This is a genomic window from Acetobacter persici, assembly GCF_018256955.1.
Lineage (GTDB): Bacteria > Pseudomonadota > Alphaproteobacteria > Acetobacterales > Acetobacteraceae > Acetobacter > Acetobacter persici.
Genome location: NZ_JAERKU010000002.1, coordinates 250725 through 273616 on the forward strand (window position 1 = coordinate 250725; position 22892 = coordinate 273616).

The window sequence follows — 22892 nt, forward strand, 5'->3', positions numbered from 1 at the left end:
GGGGGCACTGGCAGGCGGATTATCTGGGTGTGAGCGGTGCGGGTGCTGGCACCGGCGCGGGTGTGGTAAACCATCCCAGACGCTGGCAGAGCATAAACACCCGGCGGCCGTTCATGCTGATCAGCATCATGACGCCGAGACTAACCCAGCTGATAACGGTGCGGAGCATGAGCGCTTTTGTCAGGGGGAAGGCCGTCATGACCCAGAGAAAAACCCCGGCGCGCGCGACAAAATAGGCAGCCCACAAGACGGTAAAAGCCCTGAAAAACTGTATGATTTCCGGACGGTCTTTTGGAATGGTGTCTCCGTTTCTGGAACTCGCGGCAAGACGCAGGATCAGCGGTTCTTCCCCCACCGCTCCTGCGGCAAAAAATGCTGCGGTGATAAGGTTGGAGACTGTAGCTTCATACCGCAGCATGAACGGTGTTTTGGCGTACAGATCAACAAGACCAAACACCATCGCCATGATATTGGAAAACCACCACAAAGCTGGAAAGGGGCGGCGGGTTGTTACGCGCCAGATAACCTCGGCCACAATAAAGGCAAGCGTCACGGCAATGGCCGGTTTGATACCAAACAGCAGGAAAACCGCCCAGTACAGGATCAGACTGCCAAAGGTATGAAAGAGACTGCCCAGCGTGCCCGTTAATCGTTTCATTCTGACTGTCCCTGAGCGTTTTCCATCGTCTGGCAACCGGCTGCCTGTAGCGCGCACTATGGGCATATTTCTCAGGCCATGTCGCGTGAAAGAACGTGGAGCATTCAGGGGGTGAGCGTTTTGGCGCTCAGTGTGTTTTTAATGCACATCCGTTACGATTCAAAACGCTCTTAGCGGGCGCGCTTCCAGCCCCGGTCTTCCTGCCGCCAGTAGGCCAGATCATGCCCGGCGGCTTTCATGGCGGTCCATCGCCCTCTGGCTGCGGCGACGGCGGCTTCATCCTGCCCGTCAAACAGGTCAAACACCCGCTCAAAAGGAGGATTGTCCGGGCAGGTGCGGCTTTCCAGCAGGAACAGGAACGGGGCGGCGTTGGGAACGTCCTCGCCCAGTGTCAGCCAGATGGGTTGCAGGTCCGGGCATAAAATGCCTTCGCTGCCGTGTGGGAGCCATGCCGGGTCGGACACTTTCCATAAGGCTTTATCAACCGCATCCAGCAGCGGTTTGCCAGCGCACCACACCACAGCTTTCTGCCTGCTGGCCAGTGTGCGGGAGAGCAACTGGGGCAGAGCATCCTCCACACTGGTGCGGGTGAGGTGATAAAAGCCGATCTGCGTCATGCGGGGCGGGTCCTGTGCTCGGGCATGGCGGCAGTCTATCAGCTTTTAGCAGGGAATCAGAGGGCCGGTATGTGTTGCGGGTATGTGCGCCTCCCGCAGGGGAACGATTGTGAGGCTCCCGCGCTGGCTTGAGTATCAGTTTCTGGCCCGGACGGCTGCCCAGCCCGTTGGTTCGGCCTGTTGCAACGCCGGCGGAGGCTGTAGGGCTTGCCTGATGTCTGGGCGTGCAAGCGCCGTGTGGACCAGCGCAGCCGCTGTTTGAGGAAGAAGGACGCAAGCGATATGGCGAAAACAGTCACTCTGGCGGATGGCACAAAACTGCCCGCGCTGGGGATGGGGACCTGGAACATGGGGGAGTCTTCCGCCACATGGAAAGAGGAAGTCGCATCCCTGCGTCATGGTGTGGAAGCCGGACTAAAGGTGGTGGATACCGCGGAGATGTATGGGCAGGGCCGCTCGGAAAGTCTGGTGGGAGAAGCCCTGCGGGACGTACGGAATGATGTCTTTCTGGTGACAAAGGTTTTGCCCAGCAATGCCTCGGCAGAAGGGGTGGCCAAAGCGTGCCGGTCCTCCCTGCGGCGGCTGGGGACAGACCGGATTGATCTGTATCTTCTCCACTGGCGTGGCAGCGTGCCGCTGGCGGAAACGATTGACGCCTTCCGCAAGCTGAAAGAGGACGGGCTGATCCGTTACTGGGGTGTATCCAACTTTGATGTGGAGGACATGCTGGAACTGGAACGCTACAGCCGCTCCTGTGAATGTGCTGCTAACCAGATTCTGTATAGTCTTGAACACCGTGGCGTGGAGTACGACCTGCTGGATACCAATCGCTTCCGGCATGTCATGACAATGGCCTATTCACCCATCGGGCAGGGCGGGGCGTTGCTCCGGAATCCGGCGTTGCGCACTGTGGCCGCGCGGCATACCACCGCGCATGGCCCGGCAAGCCCGGCACAGATTGCTCTGGCGTGGGTGCTGCGGATGGACAATGTCATGCCCATCCCCAAGGCCGGCTCTCTGGCGCATCTGAAGGATAATATTGCCGCGCAGGACATTACGCTCACGGAGCAGGATCTGGCGGATCTGGACACAGCGTTCCCGCCGCCTGCCAGCAAGACGCCGCTTGAGATGATCTGACGGGCGGCTGGTCTTTCAGAGAGACGCAGGCACAAAAAAGCCGCCGGGCAGAAGCCTCGGCGGCATTTTTTTGCGGATTTTTTCAGAAAAACCGGACCTGAAAACTCAGGCGCCTTCTTTCTGCATGTTGTCCAGCACATAGCCTGCCATCAGCACAACCGGCAGACCGAAGGCAATGCAGAAAGACACGAAGGTCATGTCGTTCAGCTTGAGGCCGGTATACAGCATGTCCAGACCCAGCAGTGTCAGAAAACCGTACATTTGCATGGTGAAGCCCTTTCGGTGGCGCACAGCATCAGAAAAAATGGCCAACGCCCGGAAAACCGGGTGCGGCGTCATGAAGAAACACACTCACCAGAACAACTATTCTGAAAACGTATCCCTTTTCCCGCGCATTTTACGCTGAAGGCGGGTGGGGTCAATCTTTATTTGGGTTGCGTAAGTAATGGACCAATCTGGTCTTGTTTCATGGAACTGTAATTTTTAAAGACGCCACGCGCCCTCAGTCTTCAGAAAGCGGACGGTGGCCGATATGGATGGTCAGCGTCATAGGCTGGCTTTGCCGCTGTACGCTGATCTGCACCGCGCTGTTGGGGTGGGCCGCGGCTACGGCGCGGATCATGGTGCGGGCGGTGTCCATATGCTCTCCGCCCATGGCAGTAATAATGTCACCGCGCTTCAGGCCGCCCTGAGCAGCCGGGCTGTTGCGGTCCACTTCCGCCACGCGGGTGCCGTTATGGGTGGTAATATCTTCCAGCGTGGCGCCCAGCCAGCCCCGGTCAATACGCCCGTCGCGTTGCAGAGCGTTGACGACGGGAATGACAATTTCAGAGGGGATGGAAAACCCCAGCCCCACGGACCCGCCCGTTGGCGAGACAATGGCGGTATTCAGCGCAATGACCTGCCCGGCCAGATTAAAGGTCGGGCCGCCGGAATTACCGGGGTTGATGGGGGCATCCAGTTGCAGGAAATCATCAAACGGCCCGGTGCCGATATCCCGCCCACGCGCGGAGACAATGCCCGCAGTCACGGAGGAGCCAAGACCAAACGGGTTGCCCGCCGCCATAATCCAGTCCCCCACCTGCACAAGGCGGCTGTCCCCCCATTCCACAAAAGGCAGAGGGGTGGGGCTGTCAATTTTAATGACAGCAATATCCGTCAGATCATCAATACCAATCAGCCGGGCGGAAAATTCCTTACCGCTGACAAGGGCGACGGTAATTTTATCCGCGTCTTCCACCACATGACCGTTGGTGACAATCACGCCGGAGGGGTCAAGAATAAAGCCTGAGCCTGCCCCCAGAACTTCATCCCCATGCTTGCGCATCCGCTCCCTGAAGCGGCGCTCCAGCGGGGTGCCTTTTACGGCGGAGGGGAGTTTTTTCCGGGTGCCGGAATCGGAATCCCGCGTGACGGCAATATTGACCACCGCAGGCACAACCTTGCGCACCAGCGGCGCAAAGCTGGTCGGGCCGGGGGCGGCAACCAGCGGAACAGGGGGGATCGGGTCAGCATGGGCAACACTCAGCCCGGCGGAAAGACCGGGCAGACAGAGTGCGGCCATAACCGGCAGGCCCCGCCTGAAGCGCTTCATGAGTGTGTGGTCTGCTTTCCGTTCATAAGGACTTTTGGCCCGGTTTAGCGTTTCCGCGCAATGGCTGTGTGCTCTGGCGCCACGCTATGCTGCTGTTTTGCAACGGAGAGTGGTACTGAAGTGACAAAACCTTAACGTGCTGGCCGCCGGGGGGTGGCGGGGCTGAGAGCCGGGTTTTCCGGCCATTCATGCCGGGGGTAACGGCCCCGCATGTCCCTGCGCATATCGGCCCAGCCGCCTTTCCAGAATCCGGCCAGATCCGCCGTAATGGCCTGCGGGCGTCCAGCGGGGGAGAGCAGGGCCAGACGCAGCGGCACGCGCCCGCCTGCCAGTTTTGGTGTCTCCTCCGTGCCGTAGAAGACCTGCGCGCGGGCCGAGGCCACGGGCACGGGCTGCGTATAGTCCACACTCGCCTTACCACCGGGGAAGGGGAGAGTGGTGGGCAGTTCCTTATCCAGCCAGGCATTGAGCGTGTAGCCCAGATGGTTTTTCAGCAGCGTTGTCAGGTCCAGCCCGCGCAGGTCTGCCAGTGAGGTGACGCCTTCAAGGTATGGAGCCAGCCATTCCTCCATCCGCGCGGCCAAAGCCTGTGTGGTAAAATCCGGCCAGTCCTCACCCGGTCCTGCGCCACCGGGCAGGGCGCGGGCCAGTTCCACCCGTGCCTGCAACTGGCGCGCGGCGTCCGGCCAGTCCAGCGTCGTGTCTGGCGTGGCTTTGGCCTGCGCGAGCAGGAGAGAGGCCGCATTTCCGGCCTGCACTTTTTCCGTCAGGTCCCGCAGCACAAGGCAGCCGATCCGGGTGCGGCGCCGGGCGAGAATATTGCCTGAAACCGGGTCTAGCGAGGTTTCCACCTGCTCCTTTGTGCGGTCCAGCAAGGCAGGCGGCAGGGCGTTGAGGTCCAGCGGGGCGGCAAGCCGGATCTCGGCGGAGGTGCGCAAATGCAACCCGGCCACGGCCAGCAGCTTTTTTTCGGCCAGCCCGTCATCCCGGCGCAGGCGGGCATTACTGCCATTGGAGAGGCGGAAGGTCCCTGCTTCCCCGCGTGAGAGAGCAATCCGGTCGGGAAAGCCTGCGGCAATCAGCGCCGCAGGGTCTCCCCCCGCCTGCTGGCGTGCCCGCAGGCCGAGCCGCAGACGGAAGCGCGAGGCCGCCTGACGGATGCGGGCCAGTGCGCCCCGGTCTGCCTGCGGGTGGTCTCCCCCGGCAATCAGGTCAAGCCGCAGAGAAATATCTGAGGGCGGAACAGGCGGTGGCCCTGCGCGTCCTGCCGCGCGGGGGCGCAGAGGGTCCCGTTCTTCCAGCAGGGCCGCGAGGTCTGCCGCCAGAGCGGCTTCCTCCGCCGTGCGGGCCGCCAGCATCATCGCGGCAAGGCGCGGATGGGTGCCAAGGGCGGCCATGTCACGCCCATGCTGGGTTATCTGCCCCTCTTCATCCAGAGCGCCGAGCATAATCAGCAACTCCCGGGCGGCGGCTACCGCGCTGCCGGAGGGCTGGTCAGGCAGGGGCAGAGGGGTGTCAGACTGGCCGACCGTATCGGCCCATAATGCCGTGGCCAGCACAAAGTCAGACAGGTCCGCTTCCAGAATTTCCGGGCGGTCATGCTGGGGCAGGCCGCGTTCCGTGGCGGTTGTCCATAGGCAGAAGGCAGTACCGGGGGCTTCTCGCCCTGCGCGTCCTGCGCGCTGGCGGGCGGCGGCGCGGGAGATGCGCAGCGTGTCCAGCCGGGAAAGGCCCGCGCCAGCGTCAAAGCGCGGTGCGCGACGAAAACCACAATCCACCACAACGCGCACACCGGGCACGGTGAGCGATGTTTCCGCAATGGACGTCGAGAGGATCACGCGCCGTTGCCCGGCGGGGCCGGGGCGCAGCACCAGAGCCTGTTCTGCCGGGGGCAGTTCCCCATGCAGGGGCAGCACGATGGCGGAGCAGTCTTCAAGCAACTGGGCAGTGCGGCGGATTTCCCCGGTGCCGGGCAGGAAGACCAGAATATCGCCTTCTGTTTCCACCAGCGCCTGCCGCACGCCTGCGGCGGTTACGGCAGGCAGATCGCGCAGATGCGGGATATCGCGTTTGGCGTGCTGCACCGTGAGCGGATACATCCGGCCTTCGCTGGTCAGCACCGGGGCGTGCATGAGCGCGGCAAGTCGTTCGGTCTCGGCTGTGGCGGACATAGCGACCAGCCGCAGGTCCGGCCGCAGGGTGCGTTGCAGGTCCAGACAAAAGGCCAGTGCGAGGTCCGCATCCAGAGAGCGTTCATGCACTTCATCAATAATCACGCAGGCGACGTTTTCCAGCATGGGGTCACCCAGCAGGCGGCGCAAAAACAGGCCTTCCGTCAGCACTTCAATGCGCGTGCGGTCGGACACAACGGACTCCAGCCGGGTGCGAAAGCCGACAAACCCGCCCGCCTCTTCTCCCATCAGGGACGCAATGCGTGTTGCGGCGGCGCGGGCCGCCAGACGGCGCGGCTCAAGCATGATGATGCGGTCTGCCTCCCCGCGCCAGGGTGCGGCGGCCAGAACCGGGGGAACTGTTGTGGTTTTTCCTGCCCCCGGTGGCGCGACCAGAATGGCGGAAGCGGGCTGTTCTGCCGTGGGGGGGCGGGCAAGTGCGGCACACAGGTCGGGCAGCACATCCTGCACGGGCAGGCCATCGGCAATGGCAAAGGGGGAGGCGGAAAGCGGCTGGTTCGGCATCAGGCTGTTATGGCGGTGGCGTGGGCTGCCTGCAATTTGAAAATGGGGAATGGAAAGGCGGCGTGGTCCGAAGCTGGTTTTTAAGGGTTCATAAAAAAAATTTATAAATTGGGTGTCGTCTCTCTTGCGGCGCTTCACAGAGAAGTGATAATGCGACTAATTCTTAATAACGAAAGCAGCGGGATGCGCCATGCTGAGGCACAGGGCCCGCACAGAGCATGGCAGACAGCGACCACAGACCATGCCGGAGACAGAGCAGGAATGATGATGATGCGTTTTAAAGCAGGGCTGCTCTCCTGCTCAGGGCTGATGCTCTGCGGGGCCGGGCTTGGCATGGGTGGCGCACCGGCTTTTGCCGCCACGGCATCCGGTGCGGTGGAAGATGCCGCAAAAAAAGCGAGCTATTCCGCAAAAAGCACGCAGAAGTCAGAAAAAGCTCTTTCTGTATCTGATGAGAATGAAATTCCGGGCAGTGTTGAAAAACTTCTGGTGCAGGGGCAGCGTCACAGGAACGCCACCACAGATGGCACGGGTAGTTATGTGGTGAAGGCGGTCTCCATGACAAAAATGCTGTTAAGGCTGGATGAAATTCCGCAATCGGTTTCCGTTGTCAGCCGCCAGCAGATGCATGACCAGAACCTGACAACGGTGGATCAGGCGCTCAAACAGGTGCCGGGCCTGAATGTCAATCTGTATGGAGATGGCACGGCAGGATTTACGTCACGGGGCTATTCCGTGCAGCCGCAATATGATGGCGTGCCGTCCAGTGGCGGCATGTCCTTCAGCCAGCAGTTTGATCTGGCGATTTATGATCGTCTTGAAGTTTTGCGTGGTCCAGACGGGATGTTTCAGGGGTCCGCTCCGCCGGGCGGTAGCGTGAACTTTGTGCGCAAACATGCGCTGGATACCTACCGGGCGCAGGGGGATTTCAGCGGCGGGTCATGGGATACATTCCATGCGGATGCCGATGTGACCGGACCGCTGACGGGCAATAAAAAGGTGACGGGCCGGTTTGTGCTGGCAGGGGGAGACCGCAACTATTTTTATAAAAACGCGCACGATACCCGCTGGACAGCCTACGCCGATATTGATGTGCATCTTACAGACAACACCACGCTCTCTGTTTCCGCAACCGGCCAGAAAAATGACACCACACGCTTTATGGGCCTGCCCATGGCGGCCTCCGGCGCGGACCTGCATCTGGCACGGAACAGTTTTGTGGGGGCAAACTGGGGCCAGACCAGCAGCCCGATGTATGAGTTTGATGGAGAACTGGAGCATGAGTTTGGCGGCGGCTGGCGTACAAAGCTGACGGGCCGCCACCGTGAAACGGACAGCTCCATGCACTACTCCTATCTGAACAGTGCCGTCACAGCGCAAAAGACCGGAAATTTTGTTGTGGCACGGTATGAAGGCCGGGAAATTTATGATGGGGCGGACCTGTATTTTACCGGACCCGTCCATCTGCTGAACCGGAAACATGACCTGCTGATCGGCGCAAATTATGATTCCGATCTGCTGTATGATGGTGGGTCTTCCGCCTCATGGCGCACCACGCCGGGCCTGAGTAATCTGGATATTTTCGCGCCCGCAATTTCTGACACCATCCGTCCGGCTATTACCACCCGCTACCGCGAACCCACGCAACAGGTGGGGGTGTATGGCTCCGCACGGGTGCAGCTTCTGCCGTCTCTTGACCTGATGCTTGGCGGAAGACTGAGTTTTTATCAGTATAAATACAAAAATCTGTCTAAAAACACGCCTTATGTTGTCAGCCAGAAAAACGGTGCGGTGCCGACACCCTATTTAGGGCTGGTGTGGCATATCGTACCGCAGGTTGCCGCCTATGTCAGCTTTACGGATACGTTCCAGCCACAGTCAGCCTACAGCCATACCGGGCGGCTGAAGCCGGTGCTGGGGCAGCAGATTGAAGGAGGCTTTAAAGGCTCCTTCTTCCATCGCAATCTGAGTGTGACACTCGCAGGTTTCCATATTCTGGAACGCAATAAGGCTATGGAAGATCAGGACGGCACGACCACCTGCGGCCTGTCCGGCACAAGCACCTGCTACCATGCCGCAGGCAAGGTGCGCAGTCAGGGCTTTGAGTTTGAAACACTGGGGCGGCTGCTGGATGGCTGGGACATCAGCCTTGGCTACACCTTTAATGATAATAAAATCCTGAAGGATGATTCCGGTCTGGCCGGTCTGCCTTACACGCCCAATTCCCCACGGCATCTTTTCAAACTCTGGTCACATTACCGCTTTGCCGCGCCGGAGGTGACACGCAATGTCTGGAGTATCGGGGCCGGGGTGGATGCGCAGAGCAGCACGTTTGGCACAACCCGCACCGTGCGGCAGGGCGCTTATGTGGTGGCCAGTGCGCAGGTAGGCTACCAGTGGCGGCCGGAACTGAACATGACGTTTACCGTCAACAACCTTTCCAACACACGCTATTATCAGCGTCTGGGGAATGTTTATTACTACAATTATTATGGAGAACCACGGAGCTTTATGGCGACCGTGCAAAGCAATTTCTGAAAATGGCGCGCCGTGTGCCCTGCCGGAAAAGAGGGCAGGGCACACGGTGTTATGTCGGCTTATTTTTTAGGCAGCTTCAGAACGCCCGGCTCGGGGGAGCGCACCTTTGGCGTGGAAGCGCTGGTGCTGGAACTGGCGCTGTCATCATCTTCGCCCGCCGGAAAAACCGGGTCGGGTTCAGAGGTTTTGGTGGAAGAGGTGCTGGTTTTCTTTGTGCTGCCTGACGCCGTATCAGTGCTGGGGGCATTTTCTGGCACAGTGGCGGACGGCGTGGCATCCGGCACGGACACATCCGGTGTGGTGATAGCCGGGACCGTGACGGCCGGGGTCGTGATGGTGGGTGTAGCCACCTCCGGCGTTGTGATGGTGGGTGTTGCCAGCGCAGGCGCCGTTGCGGCGGCGGGCACGGCTGCGGCTGTAGCAGCTTTGGCGGCGGTGCTGCTTTTTGCGCCCGGTGCATCAAGGGACTGGCTCTGAATGGCGGAGCCAACGGGTGTGCCACCTGCATCCACCATCCAGTCTTTCATGGTGTTGCGCACCTGATATTCAAACTCCACGTTCATGCGCTGCATCATGTCCGAGGTGAGTTCGTACAGGTTGGCCGGGCTGTCCGCATCTCCTTTGGACAGGTCGGGCCGCATGGTCTGGGAGACATGGGCTTCCGCCCGTGCCGCCTGCGTGCCGCCGCTGTTGAGCAGCACCAGATGCACAGCCATCTGCCCCACAAGCACGCCCCCGGCATTGTGCAGGATGGAAGCCTGATCAATCACAAATTTTGCCGTGCCGGATGCGCCTGCGGCCACCAGACGGTCCTGCGCCATCTGGCGGAGGGCCTGCGCCGGTAGGGTGGGGGCGTTGGCGCTGATATCCCCGGCAACCGGGTTCTGCTGGGTTGCGTCTTCAATCTCCAGCGTGCCTGCATTCAAATGCATCACGCTCAGATAATCATAACGCAGGGGGGCAAAGTGTGTCGGCTGCTTATCGCCCGCGCAGCCTGCCAGAAAGGCGGGGAGGAGCAGAGCGACAGAGCATGTTGCGCGAAGCGGGCGAGAAAACAGCGACATGGAAACACGGTCCTTCAACAAAGGCGCAGAGTCCGGATGCGGGGTCCGGATAAGGCAGCCGAAATCCTGCCTCCGGTGATAAAGGCGGTCAACGGTTCTGTGCCGCGCGCCCTTACAGGGTGCGCGGCGTAATTTCCGTGCGCGGGAAGCGGAAGTCGTGATTGCAGAATTCACACGTCATCACAATCTGCCCGTCATCCTGGCACATATGGTCCAGATCATCCGTGTCAAACCCTTCCAGCACGCTGGCCAGACGGGCGCGGGAGCACCGGCAGCCATAGGCAAGCGCACGAGGCTGGCTGACCTGAAGATCTTCCTGATGGAACAGGCGGTGCAGCAGCGTGGCAGACGGCAGGCTGTCGTCCAGCACTTCCTTGGTGGAGAGGGTGGAGGCCAGAATGGTGGCGGTCTCCCAGCTTGCGTCAGCGTTTTCATCGCCCACAACATGGGTGCCGCCTTCACCGGCAATGCGTTCCAGCACAAGGCCGCCTGCGCGCCAGCCGGCATCCGTCATGGTGCAGCACAGATAGATCCAGCAGGCATGCTGCTCACTGGTTTTGAAGTAATGGGTGGCCATGGCGGCAAGGTCATCGCCCGCAAGGTCCACAATCCCCTGATGCCGCTCCATGTCCGGCCCCTGATCCACTGTCAGGGCCATATAGCCATTGCCCAGCAGTTCCCGGTCGGTCGGGTTCGGGGTGTCCTGAAGCAGGGTGTTGAGCGCATCCTCATCCGTGCGGGCGTAAAAGCGCAGCGCACCGGTATCCGTGCAGTCAGCCACCAGCATGGTGACGGGGCCATCCCCTTTGATCTGGAGGGAAAACGCGCCCTGAAACTTCAGCGCGGAGGCCAGACCGGCCACCAGCGCCAGAGCCTTGCCTGCCAGACGGTTGACTACGCCGGGGTGGTCATGGCGCGTCAGAAGCACATCGGTCAGCACGCCAAGGCGCACCAGTCGCCCGCGCACGGGGCGGCCTTGCAGATAAAAAGGTGTCACACCACCGGGCACGACCAGATCCGGCACATCCGGGCGGTCACGGTCAAGAAAAGCAGGAGTTTCCATAAAAAACCTTAAGAACGATCAGTGCTGAGGATATGGGGAGGCATCCCCCGCAATAACAGGGGGTGTCCCGGCCAGACGGAGGCAGGCTGCGGAAAGGCCGAGGAACGGCAGACGCCGGAGCGTCAGGCCCCGGCGGGTTCAGATCTCTGAGGAAATGGACAGTTCGAGCTGTTCAAGCTGCTGTTCCAGTGTGCGGAGTGTGCTGGCATCCAGTTCCAGCCCATCCTTCACGGCGCGCAGAAAGCCCTGACGGCAGGCATCATGCGCGCGGTCCAGATCCGCCGTGCGGCCGCAGCCTGCCAGACAGTCCAGATAGGAGGCGCGGAAGGACGCGAGCTTATCCGCTGCAACGGGCAGGCTGGCCAGAATAAGGTCCAGACTGTCTTCCACCCAGCCCGGTGTGGCGGGTGTGTCTTCCGTGCCGGTGGGGTGTGCCGGTGTGCCTGCGTCCTTCATACGCTCATTCCTTCCCGAAAGAGAGCCAGTTCTCTCCGCCCATGGTCCAGGCCAGCAGGCCCTTCTGGGCATGGAGACGGTTTTCGGCTTCATCAAACACTACGGATTGCGGGCCTTCAAACACGCCTTCCGTCACTTCCTCCCCAATATGGGCGGGCAGGCAGTGCATGAACAGGGCATCTGGCGCGGCCAGAGCCATCAGGGCAGCGTCGACCCGGTAGGGAGAAAGTTTGGCGAGGCGCATCGCGGCTTCTTCTTCCGAATCCGACATGCTGAGCCATGTATCCGTCACCACGCAGTCAGCGCCGTCCACGGCAGCGCGCGGGTCCGTGGTCAGCACCACATCGCCGCCTTCCTGTCTGGCCCAGTCCAGCACGGCCTGCGGCGGGGCCATATCCGCCGGGGTGGCGGCCCGGAGCTTGAAGCCAAAGCGCACGGCCCCTTCAATCAGGGAGACCAGCACGTTGTTGCCGTCCCCCGTCCAGGCAAAGGTGCGGCCTTTGACCGGGCCGCGATGCTCTTCATAAGTCAGGATATCGGCCAGAATCTGCACGGGGTGCGAGGACGGCGTCAGACCGTTGATAACCGGCACGCTGGCGGCCCGCGCCAGCTCATGCAGGTTTTCCGTGCGGCCCGTGCGCAGCACCAGCGCATCCACAAAGCGGGAGAGAACGCGGGCGGTGTCCGTAATGGTCTCGCCGCGGCCAATCTGCATATCGGACGGGGAGAGAATGACGGCATCCCCCCCAAGCTGACGAATCCCGACTTCAAAAGAAACGCGGGTGCGGGTTGAGGGCTTGGAGAGAATAATGCCAAGCGCCCGGCCTGCCAGCGGCACGCGCGGATGCAGCGGGAAGCGGCGGCCCTTCTGCATCTGCTTCATGCCCGCAGCAACATCGAGAATCTGGCGGAGCGTTGTGGCGTCCAGATCTTTCAGGTCGAGAAAGTGGCGCGGCCCGGACTGCGTCGTGGTGGAGGACAGAGAGGAAAGGGCAGCACTCACAGGCTTGGCTCCAGTGTTTTTGTGTTCTGGGTGTCAGTCAAAATCTGCACCGCTTTTTTCAGGCGGGCGGCGGCCTCACGGCACTCATCTTCAGAAATGGTAAGGGGCGGGACCAGACGCAGCACGTTCTCGCCCGCTGTGACGCACAGCAGATCGGCCTCCTGCGCCGCAGCCTGCACCGTGCCGACAGGCGGCACGCAGCGCAGGCCGATCAGCAGGCCAAGGCCGCGCCGTTCCGCAAAGACAGCGGGGGCGTTCCGCACCAGATCATCCAGCAGGCTGTCCAGCAGCGCGGCGCGGGCCTGAACCTGCTCCAGAAAGCCGGGGGCCAGCAGAACGTCCAGCACGGCATTGGCCGCCGTGCAGGCCAGCGGGTTGCCGCCAAATGTGGTGCCGTGGGTGCCCGCCGTCATGTTCTTCGCGACGGCTTCCGTCGCCAGAACTGCCCCGATGGGAAAGCCCCCGCCCAGACCTTTGGCGGCGGACATAACATCCGGCGTAATACCGGCCCATTCATGCGCAAACAGTTTGCCTGTCCGGCCCACGCCGCACTGCACTTCATCCAGTGCGAGCAGCACCCCGGTTTCATCACACAGGGCGCGAACTGCTTTGAGATACTCCGGGCTTGCAACCTTGATACCGCTTTCCCCCTGAATGGGTTCCAGCATGATGGCGGCTGTCTGCGGGGTGATGGCGGCTTTCAGGGCCGCAATGTCATTAAACGGGACATGCACAAAGCCCGGCACCGGGGTGCCGAAGCCTTCCAGATATTTCGGGTTGCCGGTGGCGGAGAGCATGGCCAGCGTCCGGCCATGAAATGCGCCATCCATACAGATAATGTCTGTCCGCTCCGGGTGGCCGGACAGAGCCTGCGCCCGGCGGGCGAACTTCACCATGCCTTCATTGGCTTCCGCGCCGGAATTGCAGAAGAACACGCTGTCCGCAAAGCTGTTGGCCACCAGCCGTTCCGCCAGCCGGATGGCCTGCGGAATCTGGAACAGGTTGGAGACATGCATCACCCGCCCGATCTGGCCGGTGAGTTCACTGACCATGTGCGGGTGCGCATGCCCGATGGAGCAGGTGGCAATGCCCGCGGCAAAGTCCAGGAATCGTCGCCCGTCCGTCGTGTACAGCCAGGCGCCTTCGCCACGCTCAAAAGCGAGGGAGGCACGGTTGTAGGTCGGTGTCAGGGCTGGAATCATGGAACAGTTCTTTGTGTTGCGTTGAGGTGATCAGCAAAAAAGGAAAAGGATGCAAAACAGAAAACGCCCGCTGCCTGTCTGGAGCGGGCGACCCGTTTGCATCCGGCATGATGCGGCTGTCCTGCGCGCAGAGTCAAACGCCTAAAACGAAAATCTCGCATGAAACTGTCACATTTCTTGCGCGCGGAGGGGGTTTGCGGGTCATGAATGGTCTTTTGACCGCAAAATAGGGCATAAGGGCGGGTATGGGATCCGAGACTGACTCCGCCGCTGTGCCCCCACCCGACCGCAAGGTGCTGCGGGAGGCCGCCCTTGCGCATCTGGCGCGCTTTGCCACCACGCGGCAGGGGCTGGAGCAGGTTCTGCTGCGCCGTATTGCCCGCTGGGAGCGGAGTGCTCTGAAAGCCGGAGCCGAGCAGGAGGATGTGCGCACCGCAGCAGCCGCCCTGCGCCCGGTGGTAGAGGCTGTGGCGGAAGAGATGATCCGGCTGGGGGCAGTGGATGACGCTGCTTTTGCGCAGGCCCGCGCCCGCAGGCTGGTGCGGTCTGGCCGCTCCGGCCGGGCGGTGCAGGCGCATCTTGCCGCGCGCGGGGTTGAGGCGGATGTGCGGGACGCCGCCTTGCAGGAGGTGGTGGAAGGGTTTTCTCCTGCCGAGGTCGAACTATCCTCCGCTCTTGTGCTGGCGCGTAAGCGCAGGCTGGGGCCGTTTGCCGGGGTGCCGTCCCTCAGGCCCCCGCGTGTTGCGCCACAGGAGGAAGAGGGTGGATATGGCCTGAGCCCGGAAGTGGCGGAAGAGCGGCGGGCTATGGGTATTCTGGCCCGCGCCGGGTTTGGGCGGGATGTGGCGCAGCGGGTTCTGGAAATGGACCCGGCGGAGGCGCAGGAGTGGATGGAGCGTTTGAGGGCCGAGTCGTGAAGCGTTGGAGTGTTCTTTTTCTGCCCCTGCTGCTGGCCGCCTGTGCAGGCCATGGCGGATGGGGTGGGTCCGTACAGTGTGCCCCGTATGCGCGGGAGCATTCCGGGGTGCAGTTGCGCGGGGCTGCGGCAAGCTGGTGGCGGCAGGCCGGAGGGCGATATACCCGCACCTCCACGCCGGAGCCGGGGGAGGTGCTTGTGTTCCGCTCCACCCGGCGGCTGCCATCCGGGCATGTCTCTGTGGTGCGGGCCGTGAAAAATTCGCGCCTTGTGCTGGTGGACCATGCCAACTGGGAGCCGGGGCGGGTGACGCGCCGTGCGCCGGTGGAGGATGTCTCACCGGGGAATAACTGGACGCAGGTGCGGGTCTGGTGGACGCCTATTCACGGCATGGGGAAAACCGTCTACCCTGCGTATGGATTTATAGAACCTGTGCTGGAGGGTGGCAGCTCATAGGCTGGCATCCGCCGGGGGACTGGTCCGCAGGGTGATTTGAGGGTGGTTTGCCCCGTTTTTCAGGCCCGGCCGAGAGATCGGGCTTGCATGATGGGGGAAGCACCGCCATGTGGTTCAGAACAGAAACAGGGAATTTGGGCCGTTCGCAGTGCGCCGGCCTGTTAAACAGAGGGCTGTTGAATGGGTAGCTTAAGCATCTGGCACTGGCTGATTGTGCTTGCGGTTGTGCTGGTGGTTTTTGGCGGTGGCGGCAAGATCAGCTCCATGATGGGTGATTTCGCGAAGGGGATTAAATCCTTCAAGAAGCACATGGCGGATGATGAACCGATGGACGAACCGGCTCCGCGCGCCGGTGGCCATATTTCCCCGCCGCCTGCGGCAAACCCGGCAGACCCCGCCGCTGTGCAGCCTGAAAAAACGCGCCAGCCCTGAGCCCGGCCATACGGCGGGCCAGAGGCAGGCCGCCGGCGTGCGGTCTGCTGGCTGAGGGTCAGGTGGCGTAAGATCAGGGCCGCGAACAGGGCCGGAATAAAATAATGAGCGAGAGCATGACGGATTTTGCACGCGCCACGCAGGATATTCTGGCGGCTGGGCAGCGGATGGATGTACGTGGCTGGGTGCCTGCGACTGCGGGCAATATCAGCCGCCGCCTGCCAGATGGGCGCATCGCCATTACCCGCTCCGGGTGCCATAAAGGCTTCCTGACGGCGGAGGATGTGATCACGGTTGATGAGGCCGGGCAGCCGCATCGTAGCGGGGATAAGCCAAGTGCGGAAACCCTGCTGCATTGCCAGATCTACCAGCAGGACCCGAGTGCCGGTGCCGTGCTGCATGGACATTCCGTGGCCTCCACCGTGCTCTCGATGATTGAAAAAGGCCCCGCTCTGCACCTTACGGATTATGAAGTGCAGAAGGTGTTTGCCGGCCAGACCACGCATGAGGCTTCCGTGCCGGTGCCACTGTTTGCAAATGATCAGGATATCGCCCGTCTGGCGAAAGTCGTCGCACCGTCTTTTGGCGCGATGCCTGCCGGATATATTATCCGTGGCCACGGTGTGTATGTGTGGGGCAAGGATATGCCCACCGCACTTGCCCGGCTGGAAGGGCTGGAATTCCTGCTGGCCTGCCTGCTGGAAAGAAGGAAGCTGGGGCTGTGAGCGCACTGACCATTTATCAGGATACCGTGCCGGAAACGCCCGTTCTGCACACGCAGGACCCGGTGGAAATGGCCAATCTGCTGCGTCCGCTGGGGGTGCGGTTTGAGCGGTGGCAGGGGCCGGACATTCCGCCACGCTCTGCCGATGCGGAGACAGTTCTGGCCACCTATCGCCCGTTTCTGGATAAGCTGATGGGGGAGACCGGGGCTGGCTCAGCCGATGTCATGCGCGTAGGGCCGGATACACCAAACGGCGCAGCACTCCGCGCAAAATTCCTGTCCGAACATACGCATAGTGAAGATGAAGTACGCTTTTTTGTGCATGGCTCCGGTCACTTCATCCTGCATCTGGCCGACAAGATTTATGACGTGGAATGCACCCAGACAGACCTGATCTCCGTGCCGGAAGGCACAAAGCACTGGTTTGATGCCGGACCGGAGCCGGATGTGGTGGCCCTGCGGATTTTTACGCACAAGGAAGGCTGGGTAGCGGATTACACCGGCACAGACCTTGCAAACCGTTTTATGGCTTATGATCAATGAGTGCAGTCTCTCACACCCCGCGCGTCGCTCTGCTGGATATTGAGGGCACAACGGCCCCGGTTTCCTTCGTGCATCAGGTGCTGTTCCCGTATGCCCGCAAACATCTGCCCGCTCTGGTGGCCGAGCAGGCGCATGACCCGGCGGTGCATGCAGAACTGGAAGAAATTGCCCGTCTCGCCCCCGGCGTGCCGCCTATGGAGCAACTGACGCGCTGGATGGATGCGGATGCCAAGGTTGGCCCGCTCAAGGCCTTGCAGGGCATTGTCTGGGCGCAGGGCTATCAGCGGGGGGAACTGATTGCCAGCCTCTATCCGGACGTGGTGCCCACGCTGGAAACATGGGCAAAGGCCGGGCTGACACTGGCAGTCTATTCTTCCGGCTCCCAGCCTGCGCAGAAGCTGATTTTTGGCCACACGGAGCAGGGCGACGTGACGCCGCTGTTCAGCAAGTTTTTTGATCTGCGGGTTGGCGGAAAAAAAGAAGCGGAAAGCTATCGCAACATTCTGCGGGAAACCGGCTGGCAGGCGCAGGACGTGCTGTTCCTGTCTGACGTGACGGCGGAACTGGATGCCGCGGCGGAAGCCGGGGTGCAGGTCTGCCAGATTGTGCGCCCGGAAGACGGGACCGTGGCAGGGAAGCATCACCCCGTTGCGGCCACCCTGCCGGAAGCCGCCCGCCTGTTCGGTCTGCCGGGTGCGGAGCCGCAGGCGTGATCACGGCGCGGCTGCATGAGGACTGGACGGCAATTCCCGATGAGGCCCGTGGCTGCGCTGCTGCTCTGGGGAATTTTGACGGGGTGCATCTTGGGCATGCTCATCTGGTGCATACCCTCCACTCCGCACGGCCAGACCTTCCTCTGGCTGTGGTGACGTTTGACCCGCATCCGCGTGAACTGTTCCGCCCGCAGGACCCGCCATTCCGCCTGACACTGTCAGCGGAAAAGCGCGCGGCGCTTGAGGCGCTGGGCGTGCGGCATGTGTTCCAGATCCGGTTTGATGAAGCATTCTCCCAGATGTCGGCCGAGCGGTTTGTGGAAGATGTGCTGTGCAACGGGCTGGGGCTGAAGCACGTCGCCTGTGGGCCGGATTTTGCTTTTGGCCACCGGCGCGGGGGCGACGTGAGCTTCCTGTCCGAACGCTCTGCTGAACTCGGGATGGGGTTTACGCCCGTGCAGGCGCTCTCCGATGCTGCCGGGCCGTATTCGTCCTCGCGTATCCGGCGGCTGTTGCAGGATGGCTACCCGGAACGCGCGGCGGAAGAACTGGGTCGCCCATGGTTTATCCGGGGTGAGGTGCAGCACGGGGATAAACGTGGCCGCCTGCTGGGCTTTCCCACCGCCAATATTCCGCTGGGGCGGCATCTGGAGCCTGCGCGGGGGGTGTATGCCGTCACGGTGCGTCTGCCGGGTGGGCAGACACGGCCGGGCGTTGCCAATATCGGCCGCCGCCCGACGATTGATGACGGGCAGGAGAGCCGGCTGGAAGTCAATCTGTTTGATTTTGAGGGCGACCTGTATGGCCAGACGCTCTCCGTGGCGCTGCACCGTATGTTGCGGGCGGAAAAACGCTTTGCCGGGCTGGACGCGCTGAAAGAGCAGATTACGCAGGATGCCGCACAGGCCCGCGCTGTTCTGGACGAAGAGCTGCCTGGCCATTAAACCCTGAACTGTTCCTTGCTGCTTGACCCTGCGGGCTTGCGCTTGGATAACGGATACCCCTGCGGGTCTGCCAGTCTGGCGGGCCTGTTCTTGTGCTGAACCCGAACCAGAGTGACACCTGCCGTTCCATGTCTAAATCCAGCAGCAGTGATTCAGAGAAAAGCGCTAACGCCGATCTGTATCGCGATACCGTCTTTCTGCCCCGCACGTCCTTCCCCATGCGCGGCAACCTGCCAAAGCGGGAGCCGGACTGGCTTGCCCGGTGGGCTGAGATCGGGCTGGATGCACAGATCACGCAGCAGGCGGAAGGCCGTCCGGCATTTACGCTGCATGATGGCCCTCCGTACGCCAACGGCCATCTGCACATCGGCCACGCCCTGAACAAGATCAATAAGGACGTCATTAACCGCGCCCACCGGATGTCCGGCTATGCCGTGCGGTATGTGCCGGGCTGGGACTGCCACGGTCTGCCGATTGAGTGGAAGGTGGAAGAGGAATACCGCAAGGCCAAACGGGACAAGGATTCCGTGCCCGTGCTGGAATTCCGGGCGGAATGCCGCGCCTATGCTGCCAAATGGCTTGGCGTACAGATGGAGGAGTTCAAGCGTCTGGGCGTGCAGGCCGAATGGGCCAACCGCTATGCGACGATGGATTTCTCTTCCGAATCTGCCATTGTGGGTGAGATCGGGCGTTTTCTGCTCAATGGCGGTCTGTATCGTGGCCTGCGTCCGGTGATGTGGAGCCCGGTTGAAAAAACCGCGCTGGCCGAAGCCGAAATTGAATATCACGACCATAAATCCACAACCATTCTGGTGGCTTTCCCCATTGTGAAAGACCCCACGCCTGCGCAGGCGCTCAAGGATGTGTCCGTGGTGATCTGGACCACCACGCCGTGGACCATCCCCGGTAACCGCGCGCTGGCTTATGGGCCGGACATTACCTACGTGGTGCTGCGCGTGGATGAAACGCGTGAAGGGGCTCTGCTGGAACCGGGTGCGAAGGTGCTGGTGGCGGAAGCTCTGGTGGAGAACTTCTGCAAGGAAGCGCATATTTCCGCGCATCATATCCTCTACACCCTGCCGGGTGAGGCGCTTGAGGGCGCTGTCTGCGCGCATCCGCTGCGTGGCGCGGGTTATGATTATGATGTGCCGATGCTGCCGGGTGAATTCGTCACGACCGAAGCAGGCACAGGCCTTGTCCATATGGCCCCGGCCCATGGTGAGGACGACTTCCGCCTGTGCAAATCCTTTGGCGTTGAGGTGCCGGAAACCGTGCAGGATGATGGCACCTATGCGCCGTGGGTTCCGGGTTTTGCGGGTGTCCATGTGTTCAAGGCGGCAGACCCGGTCTGTGCCGCGCTGGTCGCGGTGATGGAGCAGGCCAACGCCGCAGGCACAGCGCCTGCCGGTCTGGTAGGGCGTGGGGAACTGGTGCATTCCTACCCACATTCCTGGCGCTCCCGCGCGCCGGTTATCTACCGGGCTACGCCGCAATGGTTCATCCGGATGGATGGCGAGTCCGCGCTCCGCCAGAAGGCGCTGGATGCGCTGGATGATGTGACGTTTGTGCCCGCGCAGGCCCGAAACCGCCTGACCTCCATGATTGAAAATCGTCCGGACTGGTGCATCAGCCGCCAGCGCGCATGGGGCGTGCCGATTGCCGTGTTTGTTGAAAAACGCACCGGCGAAGTCCTGCGTGATGCCGAGGTGATGCAGCGCGTTGTGGACATCTTCCGTGAGGAAGGGGCAGACGCCTGGTACAGCTCTCCGGCCTCCCGCTTTCTTGGGGAAGGCCGCAACGCTGACGAGTACGAGCAGGTGTTCGACATTGTCGATGTCTGGTTCGAGAGTGGCTCCACCCATTCCTTCGTGCTGGGCCAGCCCGGTCTGTCCTTCCCGGCGGATCTGTATCTGGAAGGGTCTGACCAGCATCGTGGCTGGTTCCAGTCCTCCCTGCTGGAAAGTGTTGGCACCCGTGGCATTTCCCCGTTCAGGGCCGTGGTGACCAACGGGTTCGTGCTGGATGAGCACGGGCGCAAAATGTCCAAATCTCTGGGCAACGTGATTGCGCCGCAGGAAGTGAATGATGAACTGGGCGCGGATATCCTGCGGCTGTGGGTCATGAACTCCGACACGAACGAAGATCTGCGGATCGGCAAGGAAATCCTGAAACAGCAGGGCGAACTCTACCGCCGCCTACGCAATACGCTGCGCTGGCTGCTGGGGGCACTGGATGGCTTTACGGGGGAAGAAGCGCTTCCGTATGAGCAGCTTCCGGAACTGGAACGCTGGGTGCTGCATCGCCTGACCGATCTGGGCGGCCTGATGGCCCGCGCGGTGGAAACGCATGAATGGGTGGGTGTCTACCCGGCCCTGCATGGTTTCTGCACCACGGATCTGTCCGCGTTCTATTTCGATATCCGTAAGGACACGCTGTATTGCGATGCGCCCTCCAGCCTGACGCGGCGCGCGGCCCGCACGGTGCTGGACCATCTGCATCGCTGCCTGACAACATGGCTGGCTCCGGTGCTGGTCTTTACAGCGGAAGAAGCCTGGACGGCCCGTTTTGGTGATGCGCAGAGCGTGCATCTGCAAGCCTTCCCGGACCTGCCTGCGGAATGGAATAATCCGGAACTGGATGAACGCTGGACGCGCCTGCGCGCTGTGCGCCGGATTATCACCACGGAAATCGAGGGGGCACGGCGGGATGGTACGGTCGGGTCTTCCCTTCAGGCGCAGGTGGAACTCACTTTGTCTGAAAAGGAAGCCGCCGAGTTTGCCGGGGTAAACTGGAGCGAACTGGCCATTGTCTCCCATGTGGATGTGCTGATCGCGCCCCAGAGTGGCTCGGTCTATGTTGAGGGGGACGAGGGCGGTGAACTGCACGGTGCGCCGGTCGTGCGTCCGGCCGAGGGTGAGAAATGCGCCCGCTGCTGGAAAGTGCTGCCGGAAACCGGCACGCGGGCGGATGCCCCCGGCCTGTGCCTGCGTTGTGCCGATGTGGTGGCGGAGCAGGAACAGCAGGTGGTCACGGCTGTGCAGGAGGGCCAGTGAGCAAGCCGCTCGTCAGCCGGCCGTTCGGCATCGGTTTTCTGGTGTTGATGCTGTCTCTCTCGGCAGATCAGCTCAGCAAATACTGGATTTTATACGGGCTGGACCTGCCGGACCGTGTGTCCGTTAAGGTGCTGCCGTTTCTGAACTTTACCATGGTCTGGAACCATGCTGTCACGTTCGGCATGTTTGGCGGGCTGGGCAATGCAGGGCGTATTCTGTTCTCCGTCATTGCCCTCAGCGTGGCGTGCGGTCTGCTGGTGTGGATGGCCAGAACCCCCAGTAAACTGACGGCGGCATGTGTCGGGGCCATTACCGGCGGCGCCATTGGGAATGTGATAGACCGGGTGCGCTATGGCGCGGTGGTCGATTTTATTCATGCACATGCTTTTGGTTGGTCATGGTATGTGTTTAATGTGGCTGACTCTGCTATTGTATGTGCAGTCTGTGTTCTGGTGTTGCAGAATGTCCTTGCAGGCAGGCAGCAGGCATCGTGATTTATAAAGCAACCTGTCATACCGGCAGGCTGGGCAGGAAGGATATAAGACAGAAGATGGCGCGCCGTGTCTCGACACTGATTTCTCCGCTGCTTCTTGTTGGTGGCTGCGTAATGCTGACCGGATGCTCCGGCTCCGAAGCCGCCCGTGCGTTCGGTCTGGAACGCAGTATGCCGGATGAATATACCGTCACCACCCGTGCGCCGCTGTCCATGCCGCCCATGGATGCGCTGGCCAAGCCGGTGAGCGGGGCAGAGCGCCCGCAGGATGAAAGTGAACGCCTGCAGGCTCTGGAAACGCTCTCCCCGGATGTTGCTCTGCGCGGCACTAACGGGGATACCAGCGGGGCTCAGACCATTCTGGTGAATGAGGCAGCGGAAGCCTCTGACGCACCGGACGAAGGTGAACTTGGCGCTGCCGGGTCAGGCTTTGTCAGCCAGCTGATGTTCTGGAAAGGCGGCAATGCAGGTTCCGCGGTCGATTCGGATGCGGAAAATCGTCGCCTGAAAGCCAACGCCGCCCTTGGGGATAAACCCACCAAAGGCGTGACCCCCACGGTTCACCCTAAAAAATCCGGCCTGTTCTGAGC

Annotated in this window: 22 protein-coding genes; 12 read left to right on the forward strand and 10 right to left on the reverse strand. The window is 61.6% G+C overall.

The genetic code is table 11. The annotated features are described in order from the left end of the window. Positions 1-19: 19 nt before the first annotated feature. Both JK199_RS03315 and JK199_RS03320 read right to left on the reverse strand, forming a co-directional pair. Positions 20-658, reverse strand: a complete 639-nt coding sequence (locus JK199_RS03315) for a DUF3159 domain-containing protein (RefSeq protein ID WP_212373860.1) — start codon at positions 656-658, stop codon at positions 20-22. A 170-nt stretch (positions 659-828) separates the two neighbouring features. Continuing rightward, entirely contained in the window at positions 829-1275 is a 447-nt protein-coding gene (locus JK199_RS03320; RefSeq protein WP_212373862.1) for a DNA polymerase III subunit chi, read from the reverse strand. Positions 1276-1557: 282 nt separating this feature from the next. On the opposite strand from JK199_RS03320, the gene JK199_RS03325 reads away from it, so the two are divergent. Then, positions 1558-2412 (forward strand): aldo/keto reductase, encoded by an 855-nt coding sequence (locus JK199_RS03325; RefSeq protein WP_212373864.1) that lies wholly within the window; start codon positions 1558-1560, stop codon positions 2410-2412. Positions 2413-2517: 105 nt separating this feature from the next. On the opposite strand, the gene JK199_RS03330 is transcribed toward JK199_RS03325, so the two are convergent. The 3 genes from JK199_RS03330 to hrpB form a co-directional block, all read right to left on the reverse strand. Next, positions 2518-2679, reverse strand: coding sequence for a hypothetical protein (locus tag JK199_RS03330; protein ID WP_159102910.1), 162 nt, complete (start codon positions 2677-2679; stop codon positions 2518-2520). A gap of 235 nt (positions 2680-2914) precedes the next feature. Beyond that, a complete protein-coding gene (locus JK199_RS03335) occupies positions 2915-4006 on the reverse strand; it encodes a S1C family serine protease (RefSeq protein ID WP_212359798.1) in 1092 nt (363 codons plus the stop codon). Between the two features lie 131 nt (positions 4007-4137). Continuing rightward, the gene (gene hrpB, locus JK199_RS03340; RefSeq protein WP_212373866.1) at positions 4138-6702 is read right to left on the reverse strand and encodes an ATP-dependent helicase HrpB; all 2565 of its coding nucleotides are present in this window, start codon (positions 6700-6702) and stop codon (positions 4138-4140) included. A gap of 150 nt (positions 6703-6852) precedes the next feature. Here hrpB and JK199_RS03345 point away from each other — a divergent pair, with 150 nt between their 5' ends. After that, on the forward strand, positions 6853-9240 hold the full coding sequence (locus JK199_RS03345) for a TonB-dependent siderophore receptor (protein ID WP_244984863.1): 2388 nt from the start codon (positions 6853-6855) through the stop codon (positions 9238-9240). Between the two features lie 59 nt (positions 9241-9299). Here the strand turns inward: JK199_RS03345 and JK199_RS03350 are convergent, their stop codons facing one another. The 5 genes from JK199_RS03350 to JK199_RS03370 form a co-directional block, all read right to left on the reverse strand. Then, positions 9300-10304: a hypothetical protein gene (locus tag JK199_RS03350; RefSeq protein ID WP_212373867.1), complete on the reverse strand. Its 1005-nt coding sequence runs from the start codon at positions 10302-10304 to the stop codon at positions 9300-9302. Between the two features lie 112 nt (positions 10305-10416). Then, positions 10417-11367: an Hsp33 family molecular chaperone HslO gene (gene hslO / locus JK199_RS03355; RefSeq protein ID WP_086655474.1), complete on the reverse strand. Its 951-nt coding sequence runs from the start codon at positions 11365-11367 to the stop codon at positions 10417-10419. Between the two features lie 138 nt (positions 11368-11505). Then, positions 11506-11823 (reverse strand): hypothetical protein, encoded by a 318-nt coding sequence (locus JK199_RS03360; RefSeq protein ID WP_212373869.1) that lies wholly within the window; start codon positions 11821-11823, stop codon positions 11506-11508. Positions 11824-11827: 4 nt separating this feature from the next. After that, positions 11828-12826: an ornithine carbamoyltransferase gene (gene argF, locus JK199_RS03365; protein WP_077930236.1), complete on the reverse strand. Its 999-nt coding sequence runs from the start codon at positions 12824-12826 to the stop codon at positions 11828-11830. After that, positions 12823-14028 (reverse strand): aspartate aminotransferase family protein, encoded by a 1206-nt coding sequence (locus JK199_RS03370; protein WP_212373871.1) that lies wholly within the window; start codon positions 14026-14028, stop codon positions 12823-12825. The genes argF and JK199_RS03370 overlap by 4 nt, the downstream gene beginning before the upstream one ends. A 245-nt stretch (positions 14029-14273) precedes the next feature. Between JK199_RS03370 and JK199_RS03375 the strand changes: the two genes are divergently transcribed. The 10 genes from JK199_RS03375 (at position 14274) to JK199_RS03420 (ending at position 22890) form a co-directional block, all read left to right on the forward strand. Beyond that, positions 14274-14945, forward strand: coding sequence for a RecX family transcriptional regulator (locus tag JK199_RS03375; protein WP_212356290.1), 672 nt, complete (start codon positions 14274-14276; stop codon positions 14943-14945). After that, entirely contained in the window at positions 14942-15400 is a 459-nt protein-coding gene (locus JK199_RS03380; RefSeq protein ID WP_077930232.1) for a CHAP domain-containing protein, read from the forward strand. Before JK199_RS03375 ends, JK199_RS03380 begins: the two co-directional genes overlap by 4 nt. A gap of 180 nt (positions 15401-15580) precedes the next feature. Beyond that, entirely contained in the window at positions 15581-15832 is a 252-nt protein-coding gene (locus JK199_RS03385; protein WP_077930231.1) for a twin-arginine translocase TatA/TatE family subunit, read from the forward strand. A gap of 104 nt (positions 15833-15936) precedes the next feature. Then, positions 15937-16557 (forward strand): methylthioribulose 1-phosphate dehydratase, encoded by a 621-nt coding sequence (locus tag JK199_RS03390; RefSeq protein WP_212373873.1) that lies wholly within the window; start codon positions 15937-15939, stop codon positions 16555-16557. Continuing rightward, positions 16554-17099 (forward strand): 1,2-dihydroxy-3-keto-5-methylthiopentene dioxygenase, encoded by a 546-nt coding sequence (locus JK199_RS03395; protein WP_212373875.1) that lies wholly within the window; start codon positions 16554-16556, stop codon positions 17097-17099. The genes JK199_RS03390 and JK199_RS03395 overlap by 4 nt, the downstream gene beginning before the upstream one ends. Continuing rightward, positions 17096-17812 carry an acireductone synthase gene (mtnC, locus tag JK199_RS03400; RefSeq protein ID WP_212373876.1) on the forward strand — a complete coding sequence of 239 codons (717 nt, stop codon included), beginning with the start codon at positions 17096-17098 and terminating at the stop codon, positions 17810-17812. Before JK199_RS03395 ends, mtnC begins: the two co-directional genes overlap by 4 nt. Continuing rightward, positions 17809-18756 carry a bifunctional riboflavin kinase/FAD synthetase gene (locus tag JK199_RS03405; protein WP_208864114.1) on the forward strand — a complete coding sequence of 316 codons (948 nt, stop codon included), beginning with the start codon at positions 17809-17811 and terminating at the stop codon, positions 18754-18756. Before mtnC ends, JK199_RS03405 begins: the two co-directional genes overlap by 4 nt. Before the next feature lie 128 nt (positions 18757-18884). Next, positions 18885-21809, forward strand: coding sequence for an isoleucine--tRNA ligase (gene ileS / locus JK199_RS03410; RefSeq protein ID WP_212373878.1), 2925 nt, complete (start codon positions 18885-18887; stop codon positions 21807-21809). Continuing rightward, the gene (gene lspA, locus JK199_RS03415) at positions 21806-22303 is read left to right on the forward strand and encodes a signal peptidase II (RefSeq protein WP_077930228.1); all 498 of its coding nucleotides are present in this window, start codon (positions 21806-21808) and stop codon (positions 22301-22303) included. Before ileS ends, lspA begins: the two co-directional genes overlap by 4 nt. A 56-nt stretch (positions 22304-22359) precedes the next feature. Then, positions 22360-22890: a DUF3035 domain-containing protein gene (locus tag JK199_RS03420; RefSeq protein WP_025828480.1), complete on the forward strand. Its 531-nt coding sequence runs from the start codon at positions 22360-22362 to the stop codon at positions 22888-22890. Positions 22891-22892 lie beyond the last annotated feature (2 nt).